This window comes from Actinacidiphila oryziradicis, from assembly GCF_005047355.1.
Taxonomy (GTDB): Bacteria; Actinomycetota; Actinomycetes; order Streptomycetales; family Streptomycetaceae; genus Actinacidiphila; species Actinacidiphila oryziradicis.
Genome location: NZ_SUMC01000149.1, coordinates 1 through 14,545 on the forward strand (window position 1 = coordinate 1; position 14,545 = coordinate 14,545).

Consider the following 14,545-nt stretch of genomic DNA (forward strand, 5'->3'; position numbering starts at 1 on the left):
CGTCGGCGGCCGCGTACGCGACCTGCGCACCGGCCGGATCCACGGCGAGGCGGGGGACCTCGTGCAGACCTGCGTGTCGGCAGCCGCCGGCCCCGTGCACCTGGAACTGTGAACACCCCTGAGGAGTCCTCCCATGAACGCAACCACCACCGCCCACCTGGACGACACCGACGTCGAAGCGTTCGCCGCGGAACTCGACCGCATCCGCGAGGAGATCATCGCGGAGCGTGGCGAGAGCGACGCCCGCTACATCCGGCGGGTCATCGCCGTGCAGCGCACCTTGGAGGCGGCCGGACGCGCCGCACTCCTGGTCTCCCTGTTCCCGCCCGCCTGGGCAGCGGGCACAGCGATGCTTGCCACGGCGAAGATCCTGGACAACATGGAGATCGGCCACAACGTGCTGCACGGCCAGTGGGACTGGATGCGGGACCCGAAGATCCACTCCACCACCTGGGAGTGGGACGCGCTGACCCCCGCCGCCTGGAAGCACACGCACAACGACCTGCACCACCGCTGGACGAACGTCCTCGGCCGGGACCGGGATGTCGGCTACACGGTCCTGCGGATGAGCCAGGACCAGCCATGGAGGCCGGACCACCTCGTCCAGCCCCTCTACAACGCGGCACTGGCCCCACTGTTCGAATGGGGCATCGCCATCTTCGACCTCGAATTCGAGGCCGCCGTGCAGGGCAGGAAAACCTGGCGGACGCTCTTCGGCGAACTGCGAGCACTGGCCTCCAAGGCCGGCCGCCAAATCGGCAAGGACTACCTGCTCTTCCCACTGCTCGCCGGCCCGTCCGCCCTGACCTGCCTGCTCGGCAACCTCACCGCCGCCACCACACGGAACATCTGGTCGCACGCGATCATCTTCTGCGGCCACTTCCCCGACGGAACCCAGACCTTCCGGGAAGAGGAGATCGAAGGCGAGACCCGCGGTCGCTGGTACCTGCGGCAGCTGCTCGGCTCGGCGAACATCGAGGGCGGGCCGCTGTTCCACGTACTCAGCGGCAACCTCGGCCACCAGATCGAGCACCACCTCTACCCCGACCTGCCCAGCAACCGATACGCGCAGATCGCGCCACGCGTGCGCGAACTGTGCGACAAGTACCGCCTGCCCTACACCACCGGACCCCTCGGCAAGCAGTACCGCCAGGCCTGGAAACGGGTACTGAGGCTGGCGCTACCCGACCAGGAGACAATCGCTCGGGCTTTCTACCCCGGCGCGCCCGGAGGACTCGGCCGGCGAAGGCCCTGACCGCTGCCCACGCTGGTTGCGGGCGGTCTGGAACGCGGCGACGGTGCTCCTCAGGCTCTTCAGTTCGCGCGTCAGTTCGGCGATCTGCCGTGCCAGTTCCTGGTACTCGAGGTCGTATGCGGGGTCCGGTCCGGGGCGAGCAAGTCACGGCCGGCGCTCGACGAGGGGACGTCGCATACGTAGCTGTCTCGTCCCTGCGCTGTATCGATCAAGCCCTCCTCATGGAGGACGCGCAGCCCGCTCCGGACGGTTTCGCGATGGAAGCGCTCTTCGAGTCGCGACAGGGAAGGCAGTCGATCGCCCGGCTTGAACCCTCCTGAGGCGGTCCCCCTCCGGAGGGCGTCAGCCGCCAGGAGGTAGGGAGCACGCGGGACGCCGTGGAGCATCAGGGGTCGTCTCCGTGGCGATCTTGGCGAGAAGGCGGGTGCGTCCGGCGGCGGGGAGCGGTCGTTCGTGGCCGCCGACAATGGGCAGCGGCAATCGAGTTCGGGACCGCCAAGCCCTTGGCATCCGCGGGCAGCGCGGTCGCATAGCCGTCGGCGTCCAGGGCGATCTTCGGCGGGGCGTCGTCGAGGGTGATGGCGGCTCTGGCGGCCACGAGACTCACCCGGTCGCGCGCTCCGGCCTGCGCTGTCCCCGAGCCCATGGTCTGCTGGGGCAAGCGCTGGTTCTACCGGCTGTCGCTGACGCCACGAACCCGTGCCGCCGGGCCTCTTCCACCGCTCCCGGCACCGACAGCCCCGCCGCCCCGCGGGGCTGTCGCCCGCTCCGCGGCGGACGCCACCTCCGGCACCTCCGGATGCTCGATAATAGACGAACAGGCCCAGCTCATCCCCCTGCCCTGTAGGCCACCCCTCCCGCCGGTCTCTCCGTTACGGGGACGGGGACTTCGTCCGCGAGGGCCTCCCGCAAGGTGTGGTGGACGGGGAGTTCGGTGAGCTTCAAGAGCCGCAGCACCCGGCCTTCAGGGCACACCAGGCGCAGCTTGCCGCCCTGCTGCCGGGCCCGGTTGTGGGCGCCGACGAGCAGCCCCAGGGGCGTTCGTACCGGCGGCCGATGATCCCGGAACACGATCGCGGTATGGGCGGCCGGGGGCCCCGGCCGAGAGCCTTCCGGCGTGGAGCCGGAACACACGCAAGCCGGGAGGAGGATCACAACTGAGACTTTGGACCGGCTGGTCGCCGAGGGGGTGGCGATCTGACTGGACGACTCGGGCCGGCAACGGCTGACCGGCGGCCGCCTGGCCAAGCTGGTACGGGAGCAGCGGATGGCGGGCATCACCAGCAATCCGACAATCTCTGCGAAGGCGATCGGCTCCGGCAACGCGTACGACACGCCAAGCGGGGAGCACCGCAGGCTGATCGGCCTAGGCCTGGGCGCTCCGTGCGCGGTCGAGCAGGAGACGGCGAGCGCGGGACATGGCCTCACGCGGTTCGCGGATGTCGGTGTAGACGCAGACGGTGTACGGCACGTCCTCCAGCCGGCACCTGGCAGGTGCGCCGAGCGTCTGGGGCGTTGCGGCGGTGAGGAAAGGCTCGTATTCGGTGACGAGATTGCACAATGCGTGGAAGTCGATGAGCGGCATGCTCCGCTCCCTTCTCGCAGCGTCGGTGCGTGAGCACCTCTTCCACGACGGTACCGCCGTTCGCGGCGTCGCCAGCCCGGTTGGGGAGGTGTTGTACGGGGTGCCCTGACAGGCGCCGCTCCACATGGTGCGCCGAGTCTCACCCGCGTGGGCGGCCCATCCACTTGCGCAGGAGGCCGATGCCCATCAGGAGCGTCGCCAGCCACACGCCTGCGGAGACCCAGATGAGCGCCGCCACCGCTGTCAGCGACCCGGCGACGAGCAGGCACAGCGACGCCGCCGCCAACGCGGCCACGAACACACCGTGTGGCCTGCGAAACCTCGCTGCGCTCGGCCGTGCTGACGGCCGGCCCAAGGACCTGTGTTGGCGACCGCTGGGCTGTCCTTCGGGTGCCCGGGGCCCGCTGGGAAAGCAAACGCGCCCGCGGTGCTGAGGAGAGCCCACCGCGGGAGTGCCGCTGTGTTATCTGCCACGACTATGGCGATCGGCACGAAGCAGGCAGGCGCGGGTCCGGCTGCCGAGATGGACAGGTAGCGGTTGGACTCCAGGGGCTCGGCGAGCGCAGTACGTTGGGGTTATCTCGTTCACCAGGCACACCAACGGTGGCCAGGTAGCGCGGCTCGCGCGACAGCGAGGAGCCCGCAGCAGGAGGAGTTTGATCCACGCCGTCCCAAGAGGTCAGTGTGACCGGACGCAGATCAATCTCGCGCCCTCAGGCATCGGTCAACCAGCCTCGGGCAGACGCCCCGGTGTCCGTCGGCCGGTTCCGTTCGGGGTGGCGGATGGGCAGCTCGACCAAGGTCGGTGCGGCTGCCCGAGCCCAGGCAGACGGCGGCGCCGGCCAGGGTCTCGCCGAGCAGGTTCCGGCGGGCGCATAGAGGATGCACACGGGGCCACATCTGCGGGGCAGTCCGGCAGATGGTCGAGCGGCATTCCCCGGCCGGGCCCGCCGCCACTTCGTTCTAAGCAGACCATTCAGGAGGAGTACGCGATGACAGCCACCACGGATTTGGTCATTCCGGCGTTGCATGACGTCCGCGACGCCCAAGCTGCGGTCGTCGAGAGGTTCCAGGCGCACATAGCGGTCACCCCCGCCGGGGGCTACCGGCGGATCCTGGAGCGCCACGTCGCCGACGCCGAAGACCACATCAGCAGCATTGACGAACACATGGACCAGGTGCGGCCCCACGGTCTGCTCCAGGACGCCCTCGAGGGGGCTCGTCACCTCGCCGGGCAGGCCACCCGGGTTGCCCGGCTGCCCCTCGACGTTGCCATGGCAGTGCCGGCCGGTGTGTTGCGGGGCCGTGGTAGGGCCGCGGAGCGCCAGCTGTTGAAGAACGCCGAGGACGAGTACGCGATCACCGCCTTGGCCGTGGCTACCTGCCGGGCCGGCGAAAGCATCGCGCAGGAGGCCGACGACGCCGCCAGCGCGGACCTGCTCGGCTCCATCCGCCGCCACGACGAGGAGCTGCTGCAAAAGCTCGGCGACAACCTTGAAGAGCAGGCCGGGGCGGTGGTGGCCGCTGCGAACGGCGGCCACCGTGCGGAGCGGGCCGGCTCCACCGGGGCCGCCGAGGCGGTCCGTGGTGGTTGGAGCCGCCTGCGGGAGACGGTCGAGGAGAGTGGGCGGCAAGCCGAACAGTGGGAGCAGCGGGCCGAACGTACGCTCGAAGGTGCGATGGGGTGGCTGCCCGGCGTGAGCCGGATGCGGGGCGAGGTGCAAGGGGCCGCGGCCGCGGAGGACGAGCTGCCGATTCCTGGCTACGGCGAGCTGACCGTCGTCGAGGTCTCCGGCCGGCTTCGGCACCTGTCCCAGGCCGAGCTGGCCACGATCGAGGGCTATGAGCGGGCCCATGCAGGGCGCACCACGATCCTGAACAAGATCTGGGACCTGCGCGGAGATGAGCCCTGGCCCGGTTACGACTCCATGAAGGCCGACGAGATCCGCGCCCGGCTGCGCGAGGCCGACCCCGACCTCGCCCGGCAGGTACTCGACTACGAGCGCCGCCACCAAGAACGCACCACCGTCTCCACGGCCGCCGATCACGCCGCCACGTGACCGGCTGCGGTGACAGCAAGGACACACGACAGGTCCCCTGAAGGTCTCCCATGAGGGCACCGGCCCACGCCCGCGGCCCGATGCCCTCATGGCCGAGGTGGGCGGCGGCGAACGATGGGGATGGCCGATCGGCAACGCTGTCTGGGCGAACGAGCCGATCGTGTCGACCACCACGGCCGGCTTGCTCTTCCCCAACTCCGGGATGACGGCGTCGACCGAGCCGGCCACCACGATCCGCGAATCGCCGCCGATCTTCTCGGCCGGCTCGCGCAGGCGCGTGGCCTCGTGCCCCACCAGCACTGGCGACACAATGCCGCGCCACCAGTTCCGCGGCAATCGCGCGACCGGATCGCCCGGTGGCTCCCAGAACCCAGACCTCGTTCATCTGTCATCCATCTCTATTGCTGTAGGTGACACATCCAGGGCTGTCCGTGTCGCGCTGATCAGCCGGCGGCGACCAGCGCCGGGGCGAGTTGTTCCAGTTGGTCCACGCCGACCGTGAACTCCCCGGCGGCCGGCAGCATGAGCGTCACGTGATCCGCGCCGGCTGCCGGGTGCTCGCGCACCGTGGTCGCGATCGCGGCCGGGTCGCCGTGGCCGACGATCGCGTCCACCAACGGGTCGCTCACCTCGGCGATGTCCTGGTCCGGGTAGCCCAGCCGGGCGATGGTTGCCGCGTACGACGGCCGGCTGAGCGAGGCCGACACCCTCTCCCGCGCGGTCGACCGCGCCCGGTCGCGGTCGGCGTCGACGACCACGGACACTCCGACGACCAGCAGCTTGTCCGGGCCGAGCACCTGCCTGGCCTGCGCGGTGAACTCCGGGGGCAGCCCGGCCGGCAGCGCGCCGTCGGCGATCTCTCCGGCCAGCGCCAGCATCTTCGGCCCGTTCGCGCCGATGATCCGCGGATAGGCCACGTCGGGCGCGGGTGGCCAGTCGGGCCGTCCATCCGGCTCCGGTAGTCGCGCATCGTGGCCAGCGGGCTGTCGAACTCCCGGCCGGTGCCCTCCGCCTGCTGGGGGTAGCCGACCCCCAGGCCGAGCACGAACCGGCCGGGGTAGGCCTGAGCCAGCAGGGCAGCCGCGCCGTGCGCGGTCTGCGGTTGCCGGGCCCAGATGTTGGCGATATGTCCATGCCCCATCGCAAGCCTTCGAGTCCCATGAACTACTTACTTCAGGCTTCCGGACCGGCATGCCGCTCGAACACGCCGGCGAGATTGCTCTGCAGTCGAACGAGGGTCTCGGCGAGCTGGTGGCGTTCTTCCCGGCTCAGGCCCTCTCGTAGTTCCGTCCGGAGTGCCATGTCCACCTCGGCGATCCGGGCCGCGCGCTCCAGGCCCTGCGCCGTGGCGGAGAGAAGCCAGACACGCCGGTCGCCTGGATGCGGCAGACGGACCAGCAGCGAGCGATCGCTCAGGTTGTCGACGATCGCCCCGGCCGGCGCGCGGCCCATGCCGATACGCTCCGCGACGTGGGTCTGCGTCACCGGACCGTGCTCGGCCACGTACGCCAGCAGACAGGCCTGGGAGAGATTGAGGCCGATCTCCCCCAGCCTCAGGTCGTAGGCGCGGCGGATCGAGCGTGATGTCGCCATGAGTGTCGACTCAAAGCGCCGCCAGGGCGGAGCGTCGAGTTCATGGTCGACCGAAGCGGAATCCGGTGACTCAGCCACGGCGCAACAGGGTCCCGGTTCCGAGACCTCCCCCACAGCACATCGTCACCCGTGTGTGCTCCCCTTCGGTACGGGCGAGTTCGTGCACCGCCTTGGTGAGCAGCATCGCGCCCGTCGCGCCCGGCGGATGGCCCAGGGCGATCGCCCCGCCGTTCGGATTGACCCGGTTCATAGTGGCCTTGAGCTCACGTTCCCAGGCCGGGACCACCGCGGCGAAGGCCTCATTGATCTCGATGACATCCAGGTCGCTGATCGTCATGCGCTGGGCGTCGAACAGCTTGCGCGTGGCGGGGATGGGGCCCTCCAGCATGAGGACCGGATCGCATCCGACCAGGCAGGCGTCGACGATGGTGGCGAGCGGGCTCAGTCCGAGCACCTCCGCCCGTTCCCTGGTCATCAGCATCAGCGCGGCCGCGCCGTCGGCGATCTGCGACGAGGTGCCGGCGGTGTGGACGCATCGGCCATCGCGCCCAGGAAGCCGCCCTGGATGACGCCGACAGGGTTCGGGAATCGCTCGTCGGCGAGCATCCGCCAGACGGTGCGGCCGGTGGGCCTTGTCGACGCACGTCATGCCGAGAGTCAGCTCGCAGTTGGCCGGCACCTGGATGGGCTTCCGGGACATATGGACGTTGCCCTCTGCTTGGACGGGCCCCGGCGGGACCGTGAGTGGACAGTGCTTCACGTGATCGGCCTACGGAGAGCGGCACGCAGAGAGCGCCGGGACACGCCCGCGCGAGGTACCCGGCTAGACGATGGCGCCGGAGTCACGGAGCTTGCGGATCTCCTGTGGTCCCAGCCCCCAGTCCCCTAGCGCCTCGTCGCCGTGCTGGCCCGGGTTCGGCGGGGGACGCCGGATCGAGCCGGGCGTACGGGAGAACCGGGGGGCCGGGGCCGGCTGGACCACTCCGGCCACCTCGGTGAAGGTCCCGCGATGGAGATTGTGCGGATGCAGCGGCGCCTCGGCGGCGGAGAGGACCGGCGCGGCGCACGCGTCGGTGCCCTCGAAGACGAACTCCCACTCCTCACGCGTCCTGGCGGCGAACGCGGCGGCGAACCGCTCCTTCATCATCGGCCACGCCCCCCGGTCCATCTGCTTCGGCAGGTCCTCGTCCGCCAGCCCGAGCAGTCGGATCAGCTCCGCGTAGAACTGGGGCTCAATGGCCCCGACGCCGATGTACCCGCCGTCGGAGGTCTCGTACACCTCGTAGAAGTGGGCGCCGGTGTCGAGCACATTGGTGCCACGCTCGTCCTTCCAGAGGCCGGAAGCGCGGAACATGTACGTCATGGTCATCAAAGAGGCCGCCCCGTCCACCATCGCGGCATCGACGACCTGGCCCTCACCGCTCTGCCGGGCGGAGAGGATACCCGCGAGCATGCCGAACGCCAGGAGCATCCCCCCGCCGCCGAAGTCCCCGACCAGGTTCAGCGGGGGAACGGGCTTCTCCCCGGCCCGGCCGATCTGGCCGAGCGCCCCGGCCAGGGCGATGTAGTCGATGTCGTGTCCGGCCGCCCTGGCCATCGGCCCGCTCTGGCCCCACCCGGTCATACGGCCGTAGACCAACGACGGATTGCGCCGCAGGCAGGTCTCCGGGCCGACACCCAGCCGCTCGGCCACGCCGGGACGGAATCCCTCCATCAGCCCGTCCGCCCGCTCCACCAACCGGAGCACGAGACTGACCCCCTCAGGGTGCTTGAGGTCCACGGCCACCGAGCGCCGACCACGATTCAGGAGGTCGGCGTGCGGCGTCTCCACCGGCGGGTACGCGGCCCGCTCGGAACGGTCGATCCGGATGACGTCGGCGCCGGCGTCCGCCAGCATCATCCCCGCGAAGGGCGCCGGCCCCAGCCCGGCGAGCTCGACGACACGAACCCCGGTCAGCGGCCCGCTCACCGGACGCCTACCGGGATCCGGGTCCTGACAACGCTCCGTCCGCGAACGCCTTGGTCGCGCGCCCGCTTTCTCACCGCGCTCACTCGCGTCCTCCCGCCTTGCCGAACCTCGGCTATTATCTGTAAGGTAACATACAGTATTGAAGATTACTTGCTGCAAGACCCGCCTCCGGAAGGTTCTCCTACATGAGTGAGCCTGGCGTTCTCCCCCGACCAAGAGAAACTTTGACGGGTTGTCCGCCAGTTCCTCGAGACGAGAGCCCCGGAGTCTGCGGTACGGGAGCAGATGGCGACCGAGACCGGATTTGACAAGCAGGTCTGGCGGCAGATGTCCGACCAGCTCGGGCTCCGGAAGGGCACCGAGCATGACCCCACAGCTACTCAGCGCGCCGGACCCCGAGCCCGAGCGGAAAGTGCTTGACTTCCCGCTCCCGCCGCCGGGCAGCATGGGACCGCCCGCGGAATACAGGCGGCTGCGCCAGGAATGCCCGCTGGCCAAGGTCCGGCTCCCGATGGGGGCCACCGCCTGGTACATCACCCGGTATGACGACGTCCGGGAAATGATCGCGGATTCCCGGCTGATCAGGCCGAGCATCAACGACTGGCCGCCGCGCCCCGACCGCGCCGTCGTCGACGACAAGCCGGGCCTGATCACCATGATGGAAATGGACGGCCCCCAGCACGCGGCGCTGCGCAGGGCCCTGGCCGAGCCGTTCAGCGTCCGCTCCATCCGGCGCCGGCTGCCGCGTATCCGGCGCTCGGCCGACCGTCTGCTGGACGCGTTCGCCGACGGCGACCGTCCCGGCGACCTGGTCGCCGGCTTCCTCGAGCCATTCCCACTCCTGGTGATGTGCGATCTGGTGGGCATCCCCTACGAGGACCGCGAGTACTTCCTGCCCATGGCGGACGCCGCCCTCGGCGCGCTGATCACCCTGGAGGACGGGCGCAGGGCCACCCGCTGGCTGCGGGAGTACATCTCCGCTCAGCTCGACCGCAAACAGCGCGAGCCCGACGACGACATGCTCACCGAGCTGGTCCGCGAGTGCGGGCGCGGCACACTGGACGACGAGAGCGTGGTGAACTTCGGGCTCTCCATGCTCGTCGCCGGATACCGCACGAGCACCATGTTCCTGGCCGACGCCGTGGTGGCTCTGCTTACCGGGCCCGGACAGTACGCCCGTCTGCGCGACGACCGCGACCTCATGCCCAAAGCGGTCGAGGAACTGCTGCGCTACGTACCGGTGCAGAACGGTGTCGTGGTCCTCCAGGCCGTCGAAGACATCGAGTTGCACGGCCGGACGATCCGCGCGGGCGACGCCGTGCTGCCCGTACTCGCCGCGGCGAACCGCGACGAGAGTGTGTTCGACGACGCCGACTGGCTCGACCTGTGCCGCGCGGACAATCCCCACCTCGTCTTCGGCCGAGGAGCGCACAACTGCATCGGCTCACACCTGGCACGAGCCCAGATGACCGTGGGCCTGGAAGCGCTGCTCGATCGTTTCCCGGACCTGCGTATCACTGACGGACGCGAGCCCGCCTGGGACGACGCTTCCCCGATCAAGTCACCACTGACCCTCACGGTCCACTGGTGAGGAGGGGTGTGCCCGACCGCCGCCGAAACCCGACCAACCAAAGCCGCGATACGCCGATGCCGTCGGATCACCCTGACTGCAGCGTCGCGCAGCCCGGGACTGCCACGCCTGGGCGGCGGCACGAGGTGTGCCGGCAGGAGATCGCCCGCTCAGCCCTGCGCCAGCTCCGCCACCGGCTGCCACTTCTCCCACGTCGCCAGGCGCTGCTCGTAGTCGGCCTTTGCGATACCCAGCGGCGCCGTACCCAAGAAGCATCGCAGCGGCGGCTCATCGGCATCCACGAGCTCCAGCACGGCTGCGGCGGACGCGTGCGGGTCACCCGGGGTGCCGACGCGCTTGCGGCGCTGCTCCTGCACCTGCTCGTGGTACTCGGCGTACTCCGGCAACTGCTTGGACGTGCTCGACGAGGAGCCGGCCCAGTCGGTGGCGAACCCGCCGGGCTCGATCAGGGTGACCTTGATGCCGAACGACGCCACCTCCTGGGCCAGCGACTGGCTGATCCCTTCGAGCGCCCACTTCGACGCGTGGTAGATGCCGACCAACGGGAACGCGCTGATCCCGCCGATCGAGGAGACCTGCAGGATGTGGCCACTGCCCTGCTCGCGCAGGAACGGCAGTGCCGCCTGGGTGACCCACAGCGCGCCGAACAGGTTGGTCTCCAGCTGCGCGCGGGCCTCCGCCTCAGTGATCTCCTCGACCATCCCGAAGTGGCCGTAGCCGGCGTTGTTGACCACCACGTCGAGGCGCCCGAACCGCTCGTGCGCCTGCCGCACTGCGGCGAAGTCGGCGTCGCGGTCCGTGACGTCGAGTTGCAGGGGCAGGAACCGCTCTCCGTAGGTCGCGACAAGATCGTCCAATGTGGACAGCTCACGCGCCGTCGCGGCCACGAAGTCGCCGCGTTCCAGCGCCGCGATCGCCCACTCCCGCCCGAAGCCCCGCGAGGCACCCGTGATGAACCAGATCTTTTGTGTCATGGCGTTCGCCTCATAAAACCTATCGCCTCTCCGCCGTGATTTCGCGGCGCTTATTCGGGTCTCAACCCTGTGATCACAGGCTTCTATTCCATGACTGTCTCCACCATGGCGAAGCCAGTGACGTGCTCACGAAGGTCAAGGGGTATCCTCGCGCCGGATGGGCCAGTCGGCGACCTCGGCGACAGGGACCGCCCCGGCACGGACACCACGCCTGCATGATCGCCGCTCCCCCAGGGGCAGAACCGGGGCGGCTTGAGCGAGCGTAGCGGGCTGATTGCATGGCGCTGCAGGAAGACCCCCCTCATCCGGTTCGCCGTCTGATCTTTCCGACAAGCCGGTCGACTCACCCGATGAGATTGTTCAAGGGGACACGGTGAAGACCACCGAAGTCGCAGCAACCCAGATCAAACACTCATTCCCGCCGCACCCCGCTGCGTTTCGTTGCATCCCACAGCCAGTGTGCCAATAATCGCGGGGCCGCTGACCGCAGCGGTCCCCACGGTGGCGGGCCGGCGGCCGGCCTCGCTGCCCCGCGGACTGCATTCGCGCATGCCGATCAGGCCGTAGCCGCTGCCCGGTCCGTGCGCGGCGGCGGCGTTGCCGTCGTCGCGCACGTCGATGCGAAGCGACTCGGGGCCGTAGGCGAGGGTCACCCCCGCGATGGCGCGTCCGGCGTGCTTGTGGGTGTTGGTGAGGGCTTCCTGCTGCCCGGTTTTCGGGTCGCCGGCCCTGGGGCGTGAAGGAGCCGAACGCACCGATCGACGCGGCTATCTCGCCGTCCAGGGCGTGGCGGGCGAAGAGGTCACCGGCCCGGCGCAGCACCACGGCCCGCTCGCTGTACGGCATCGCGGCCTCCGCCGCAGCGGCCAGCACCGCAGCGCGGCGGGGCCGACTGCGACGGTCAGTGGTCTGTGGGCGGGGGCGATCCGTGGGTGTGGAGCCGCCCGTGGCCGCTGAGGGGGGTAGCAGTAGCGTGCGGCCGGTGGAGGTGATGGGAGGGGGTGCGTTCGATGACCAGGAGGGCGGCGTCGTCGTCGAGTCGCCCACCGGTGTGAGCGAGCAGGTCGCGGTGGATGTGGTGCAGCAGGGCGTCGGGGCCGGAGGCGGGGAGGGAGGCGACCCGCTCGGCGAGCGGGTAGAAGGCTCCCGCGGGTGAGCGGGCTTCGATGACGCCGTCGGTGTAGAGCACGAGCATGTCGCCGGTTTCGAAGATGAACGGGTCGGTGGGGCGGTCTGGGACGGACGATTCGCACACGCCCAGCGGGGGTGCGGGGCGGCGGGAGTGCAGGACCGCGACCTTCTGACCGTGCACCATCAGTGGCGGAGGATGGCCGAAGTTGATCATCTCGGCCTGTGGGTCGCGGTCGGGGATATCCACTACCAGGGTGGTGATGAAGTGCTCGCCCTTGTCGTGCTCGGTGTCGGCGACATCCTCCAAGCTGCGGCAGACGCTCTCTTCGAGGGCCGCCCCGAGTTCGGGCAAGGTGGCGTACCGGTGAGCGCCCTCGCGGAACGCGCCCAGCACCATCGAGGCCTCGCCGACGGAGGCCAGGCCCTTGCCCCGGACATCGCCGATGACCACCCGGGTGCAGGGGTTGGCGGCGCGGGCGACCGCGAACAGGTCGCCCCCGATCTGCGTCTCGTCCTCGGCTGCCAGATACAGCCAGGCCACACGCAACGGCCCGATCCGGCGGGGCGGAGGCCGCAGCAGAGCCCGCTGTGCCGCCTCGGACACCGACCGCACCCGGCTCAGCTCCCTGCCACGCCGCTCCCAGACGAAGGAGTAGAACACCACCAGGGACGAGACCACTACCAGCGCGAGCATCTGCGCTTGGCTGTTCATCGTCCCGAACGTGCCTGTCAGCAGATCGGGGATCACTAGGGCGATCATGGCCAGGACCCCGATCAGAGCAGTCAGCCGGGGCCCGGCAAACGAGACCGTGAGCGCGGGCGCGGCGACGAGAAGGGGACCCAGGTGGACATCCGGTGAGGTCATGATGTCGGCCACCAGGATCACCAGGATCAGCATGAGCGGGATCGCCACCCGCCCGCGGCTCGATGACTGCTCCAGGAGGCGGTCCATAGACAAACGTCGGACACCCATACGCACCTTATACCCACCTTTGACGCCTAATTGGTGGTGCATGATTCCCCCGAGACACCAGCCACCGACGAGGCCAGAGCGTGGGTGTCGGGGCAGGTGCGGTCGGGCTGGACCGCGACCACGACCACGACCATGGCGGTGCGCAGGTCGTCAAGTGCGGGTCCGAGCCGGGGGTCGACCCAGCTCGTAGCGCATGCGACGGCTCACCGGGACGGCGACGACCAGGCCGCACTCCCGCAGGTATGCCAGATGATTCGACAGCCGAGTGCGGAAGATCCCGAACCGGTCGGCGAGGTCGGAGGGTCGGGAGCAATGGTCGGCACACCGCGACTTGCGAAACGGGGCTGACTACGCCGTGCTCCGGCATCGGCCGCCCGCCGCAGTCGTCGAGTGCGCCCCCGAGCGTCAGGGGCGCGTCAGGGCTTCCAGATACCCGCATCAAGGTCGCGTCAGGGGTCGGGACAGGGCCCGGACCAGCGGGCATAGCGTCATAGAAGCGTTCGCGGCCATCGTGCCGCACCGGCGCGTCCCGTCTTTCTGCAAGGAGGAACACCATGTTCCACAGCCGCATCGCGGAGGATCCCGAGCCTTCAGAACCCGTCCCGGCCGGACTGCTCCTCGTCCCCGTCCGGCCGGGACCCACGGGCTGTATCGCGCGGTTCTTCCGGACGCCGCTCGGCGGCCGCACAGCCGTCGGCTTCACCACCGAACAGCAACTCACCGCCACCCTGGGTCACGGCCAGGCCTGGATCAAGCTCTCCGCCCCCGCACTGCGGGCCCTCGCCACACCGCTGGGCGTCACCACCCTCACCGTCGACCCGCAGCTGTCCGCGCCTGCCGCCGCAGCCAAGGCAAGCACCTGGCACGACTGGGAACCGCAGAGCGCCGGCGTGCCACGGGAGAACGGTGCCACAGCCACCGTCCCGTCCCTGAAACCGCTGCTCGGCTGAGAGGGACATCATGACCATCTCACTGTCACCAGTCACCACCACGGCAGCGCCACTATCGGCCGACGCCGACGCGCTGTCCGTATGGCCCGCCTCCGCCCGGCCCGCCGCGACCGGCGATGTCACCGTCAGCGGAGTGTCCCTGGCCGAGGCCGCCGACCGCTTCGGCACCCCGCTGTACGTCCTGGACGAACAAGAGGTCCGGGACCGGTGCCGCACATACCGGGCGGCGTTCCCGGAAGCCGACGTCCTCTACGCGGCCAAGGCGTTCCTGTGCCGCGCCGTCGCCCACTGGGTGCACGAGGAGGGGCTGGGCCTGGATGTCTGCTCCGCCGGGGAACTGGAGCTCGCCGTCACCACCGGGTTCCCGCCGGAGCGGATCGTGATGCACGGGAACGCCAAGAGCCCGGAGGACCTGACCACCGCACTGCGGCTCGGAGTGGGGCGCATCGTCATCGACAGCACCT

General features: G+C 69.8%; 16 protein-coding genes and 3 pseudogenes. 5 read left to right on the forward strand and 14 right to left on the reverse strand.

Going from position 1 to position 14,545, the window contains the following annotated elements; translation table 11 throughout:
• Positions 1-133: 133 nt before the first annotated feature.
• The gene (locus tag FCI23_RS50045) at positions 134-1,255 is read left to right on the forward strand and encodes a fatty acid desaturase family protein (protein ID WP_136730636.1); all 1,122 of its coding nucleotides are present in this window, start codon (positions 134-136) and stop codon (positions 1,253-1,255) included.
• A 71-nt stretch (positions 1,256-1,326) separates the two neighbouring features.
• Here the strand turns inward: FCI23_RS50045 and FCI23_RS64385 are convergent, their stop codons facing one another.
• From FCI23_RS64385 to FCI23_RS57650, 5 genes are all read right to left on the reverse strand, one after another.
• Positions 1,327-1,641, reverse strand: coding sequence for a GntR family transcriptional regulator (locus FCI23_RS64385; protein WP_136730637.1), 315 nt, complete (start codon positions 1,639-1,641; stop codon positions 1,327-1,329).
• A complete protein-coding gene (locus FCI23_RS50055; RefSeq protein WP_136730638.1) occupies positions 1,641-1,916 on the reverse strand; it encodes a hypothetical protein in 276 nt (91 codons plus the stop codon). Before FCI23_RS50055 ends, FCI23_RS64385 begins: the two co-directional genes overlap by 1 nt.
• Before the next feature lie 167 nt (positions 1,917-2,083).
• Entirely contained in the window at positions 2,084-2,326 is a 243-nt protein-coding gene (locus FCI23_RS50060) for an STAS domain-containing protein (RefSeq protein WP_136730639.1), read from the reverse strand.
• A 295-nt stretch (positions 2,327-2,621) separates the two neighbouring features.
• Positions 2,622-2,840: a DUF5133 domain-containing protein gene (locus FCI23_RS57645; protein ID WP_169317365.1), complete on the reverse strand. Its 219-nt coding sequence runs from the start codon at positions 2,838-2,840 to the stop codon at positions 2,622-2,624.
• A gap of 139 nt (positions 2,841-2,979) precedes the next feature.
• Positions 2,980-3,135, reverse strand: coding sequence for a hypothetical protein (locus tag FCI23_RS57650; protein WP_169317366.1), 156 nt, complete (start codon positions 3,133-3,135; stop codon positions 2,980-2,982).
• A 697-nt stretch (positions 3,136-3,832) separates the two neighbouring features.
• Between FCI23_RS57650 and FCI23_RS50075 the strand changes: the two genes are divergently transcribed.
• Complete coding sequence (locus FCI23_RS50075; RefSeq protein ID WP_136730641.1) at positions 3,833-4,900, forward strand: hypothetical protein; 1,068 nt, start codon at positions 3,833-3,835, stop codon at positions 4,898-4,900.
• A gap of 443 nt (positions 4,901-5,343) precedes the next feature.
• Here the strand turns inward: FCI23_RS50075 and FCI23_RS50080 are convergent.
• The 5 genes and pseudogenes from FCI23_RS50080 to FCI23_RS50095 all read right to left on the reverse strand — a co-directional run.
• Positions 5,344-5,832 (reverse strand): annotated as a pseudogene (locus FCI23_RS50080) (LLM class flavin-dependent oxidoreductase); the annotation flags it as partial.
• Positions 5,833-5,870: 38 nt separating this feature from the next.
• Positions 5,871-6,047 (reverse strand): annotated as a pseudogene (locus FCI23_RS64390) (LLM class flavin-dependent oxidoreductase); the annotation flags it as partial.
• Between the two features lie 26 nt (positions 6,048-6,073).
• The gene (locus FCI23_RS50085) at positions 6,074-6,571 is read right to left on the reverse strand and encodes a MarR family winged helix-turn-helix transcriptional regulator (protein WP_136730642.1); all 498 of its coding nucleotides are present in this window, start codon (positions 6,569-6,571) and stop codon (positions 6,074-6,076) included.
• A complete protein-coding gene (locus FCI23_RS50090; RefSeq protein WP_136730643.1) occupies positions 6,564-7,193 on the reverse strand; it encodes a beta-ketoacyl-[acyl-carrier-protein] synthase family protein in 630 nt (209 codons plus the stop codon). The genes FCI23_RS50085 and FCI23_RS50090 overlap by 8 nt, the downstream gene beginning before the upstream one ends.
• A gap of 123 nt (positions 7,194-7,316) precedes the next feature.
• Positions 7,317-8,462 carry a CaiB/BaiF CoA transferase family protein gene (locus FCI23_RS50095; RefSeq protein ID WP_136730644.1) on the reverse strand — a complete coding sequence of 382 codons (1,146 nt, stop codon included), beginning with the start codon at positions 8,460-8,462 and terminating at the stop codon, positions 7,317-7,319.
• Between the two features lie 364 nt (positions 8,463-8,826).
• Between FCI23_RS50095 and FCI23_RS50100 the strand changes: the two genes are divergently transcribed.
• Positions 8,827-10,053 (forward strand): cytochrome P450, encoded by a 1,227-nt coding sequence (locus FCI23_RS50100; RefSeq protein WP_136730645.1) that lies wholly within the window; start codon positions 8,827-8,829, stop codon positions 10,051-10,053.
• 149 nt (positions 10,054-10,202) lie between these two features.
• Here the strand turns inward: FCI23_RS50100 and FCI23_RS50105 are convergent, their stop codons facing one another.
• From FCI23_RS50105 to FCI23_RS50120, 4 genes and pseudogenes are all read right to left on the reverse strand, one after another.
• Positions 10,203-11,027, reverse strand: coding sequence for an SDR family oxidoreductase (locus tag FCI23_RS50105; RefSeq protein WP_136730646.1), 825 nt, complete (start codon positions 11,025-11,027; stop codon positions 10,203-10,205).
• Between the two features lie 404 nt (positions 11,028-11,431).
• On the reverse strand, positions 11,432-11,782 hold the full coding sequence (locus FCI23_RS63450) for an ATP-binding protein (RefSeq protein WP_136730647.1): 351 nt from the start codon (positions 11,780-11,782) through the stop codon (positions 11,432-11,434).
• A gap of 146 nt (positions 11,783-11,928) precedes the next feature.
• The gene (locus FCI23_RS50115; RefSeq protein ID WP_246144812.1) at positions 11,929-13,110 is read right to left on the reverse strand and encodes a PP2C family protein-serine/threonine phosphatase; all 1,182 of its coding nucleotides are present in this window, start codon (positions 13,108-13,110) and stop codon (positions 11,929-11,931) included.
• A gap of 47 nt (positions 13,111-13,157) precedes the next feature.
• Positions 13,158-13,434: pseudogene (locus FCI23_RS50120) on the reverse strand (ArsR family transcriptional regulator); the annotation flags it as partial.
• Between the two features lie 251 nt (positions 13,435-13,685).
• On the opposite strand from FCI23_RS50120, the gene FCI23_RS50125 reads away from it, so the two are divergent.
• Both FCI23_RS50125 and FCI23_RS50130 read left to right on the forward strand, forming a co-directional pair.
• The gene (locus tag FCI23_RS50125; protein ID WP_136730649.1) at positions 13,686-14,081 is read left to right on the forward strand and encodes an SAV_915 family protein; all 396 of its coding nucleotides are present in this window, start codon (positions 13,686-13,688) and stop codon (positions 14,079-14,081) included.
• A 10-nt stretch (positions 14,082-14,091) separates the two neighbouring features.
• A partial coding sequence (locus tag FCI23_RS50130; protein ID WP_407646148.1) for a diaminopimelate decarboxylase family protein occupies positions 14,092-14,545 on the forward strand: 454 nt, incomplete at its 3' end.

Excerpts from the sequence above, each read along its gene's own strand:
- FCI23_RS50045 (WP_136730636.1), top strand. The coding sequence starts at position 134 with ATGAACGCAACCACCACCGCCCACCTGGACGACACCGACGTCGAAGCG.
- FCI23_RS64385 (WP_136730637.1), bottom strand. The coding sequence starts at position 1,641 with ATGCTCCACGGCGTCCCGCGTGCTCCCTACCTCCTGGCGGCTGACGCC.
- FCI23_RS57645 (WP_169317365.1), bottom strand. The coding sequence starts at position 2,840 with ATGCCGCTCATCGACTTCCACGCATTGTGCAATCTCGTCACCGAATAC.
- FCI23_RS50075 (WP_136730641.1), top strand. The coding sequence starts at position 3,833 with ATGACAGCCACCACGGATTTGGTCATTCCGGCGTTGCATGACGTCCGC.
- FCI23_RS50090 (WP_136730643.1), bottom strand. The coding sequence starts at position 7,193 with ATGTCCCGGAAGCCCATCCAGGTGCCGGCCAACTGCGAGCTGACTCTC.
- FCI23_RS50100 (WP_136730645.1), top strand. The coding sequence starts at position 8,827 with ATGACCCCACAGCTACTCAGCGCGCCGGACCCCGAGCCCGAGCGGAAA.
- FCI23_RS50105 (WP_136730646.1), bottom strand. The coding sequence starts at position 11,027 with ATGACACAAAAGATCTGGTTCATCACGGGTGCCTCGCGGGGCTTCGGG.
- FCI23_RS50115 (WP_246144812.1), bottom strand. The coding sequence starts at position 13,110 with ATGGACCGCCTCCTGGAGCAGTCATCGAGCCGCGGGCGGGTGGCGATC.
- FCI23_RS50125 (WP_136730649.1), top strand. The coding sequence starts at position 13,686 with ATGTTCCACAGCCGCATCGCGGAGGATCCCGAGCCTTCAGAACCCGTC.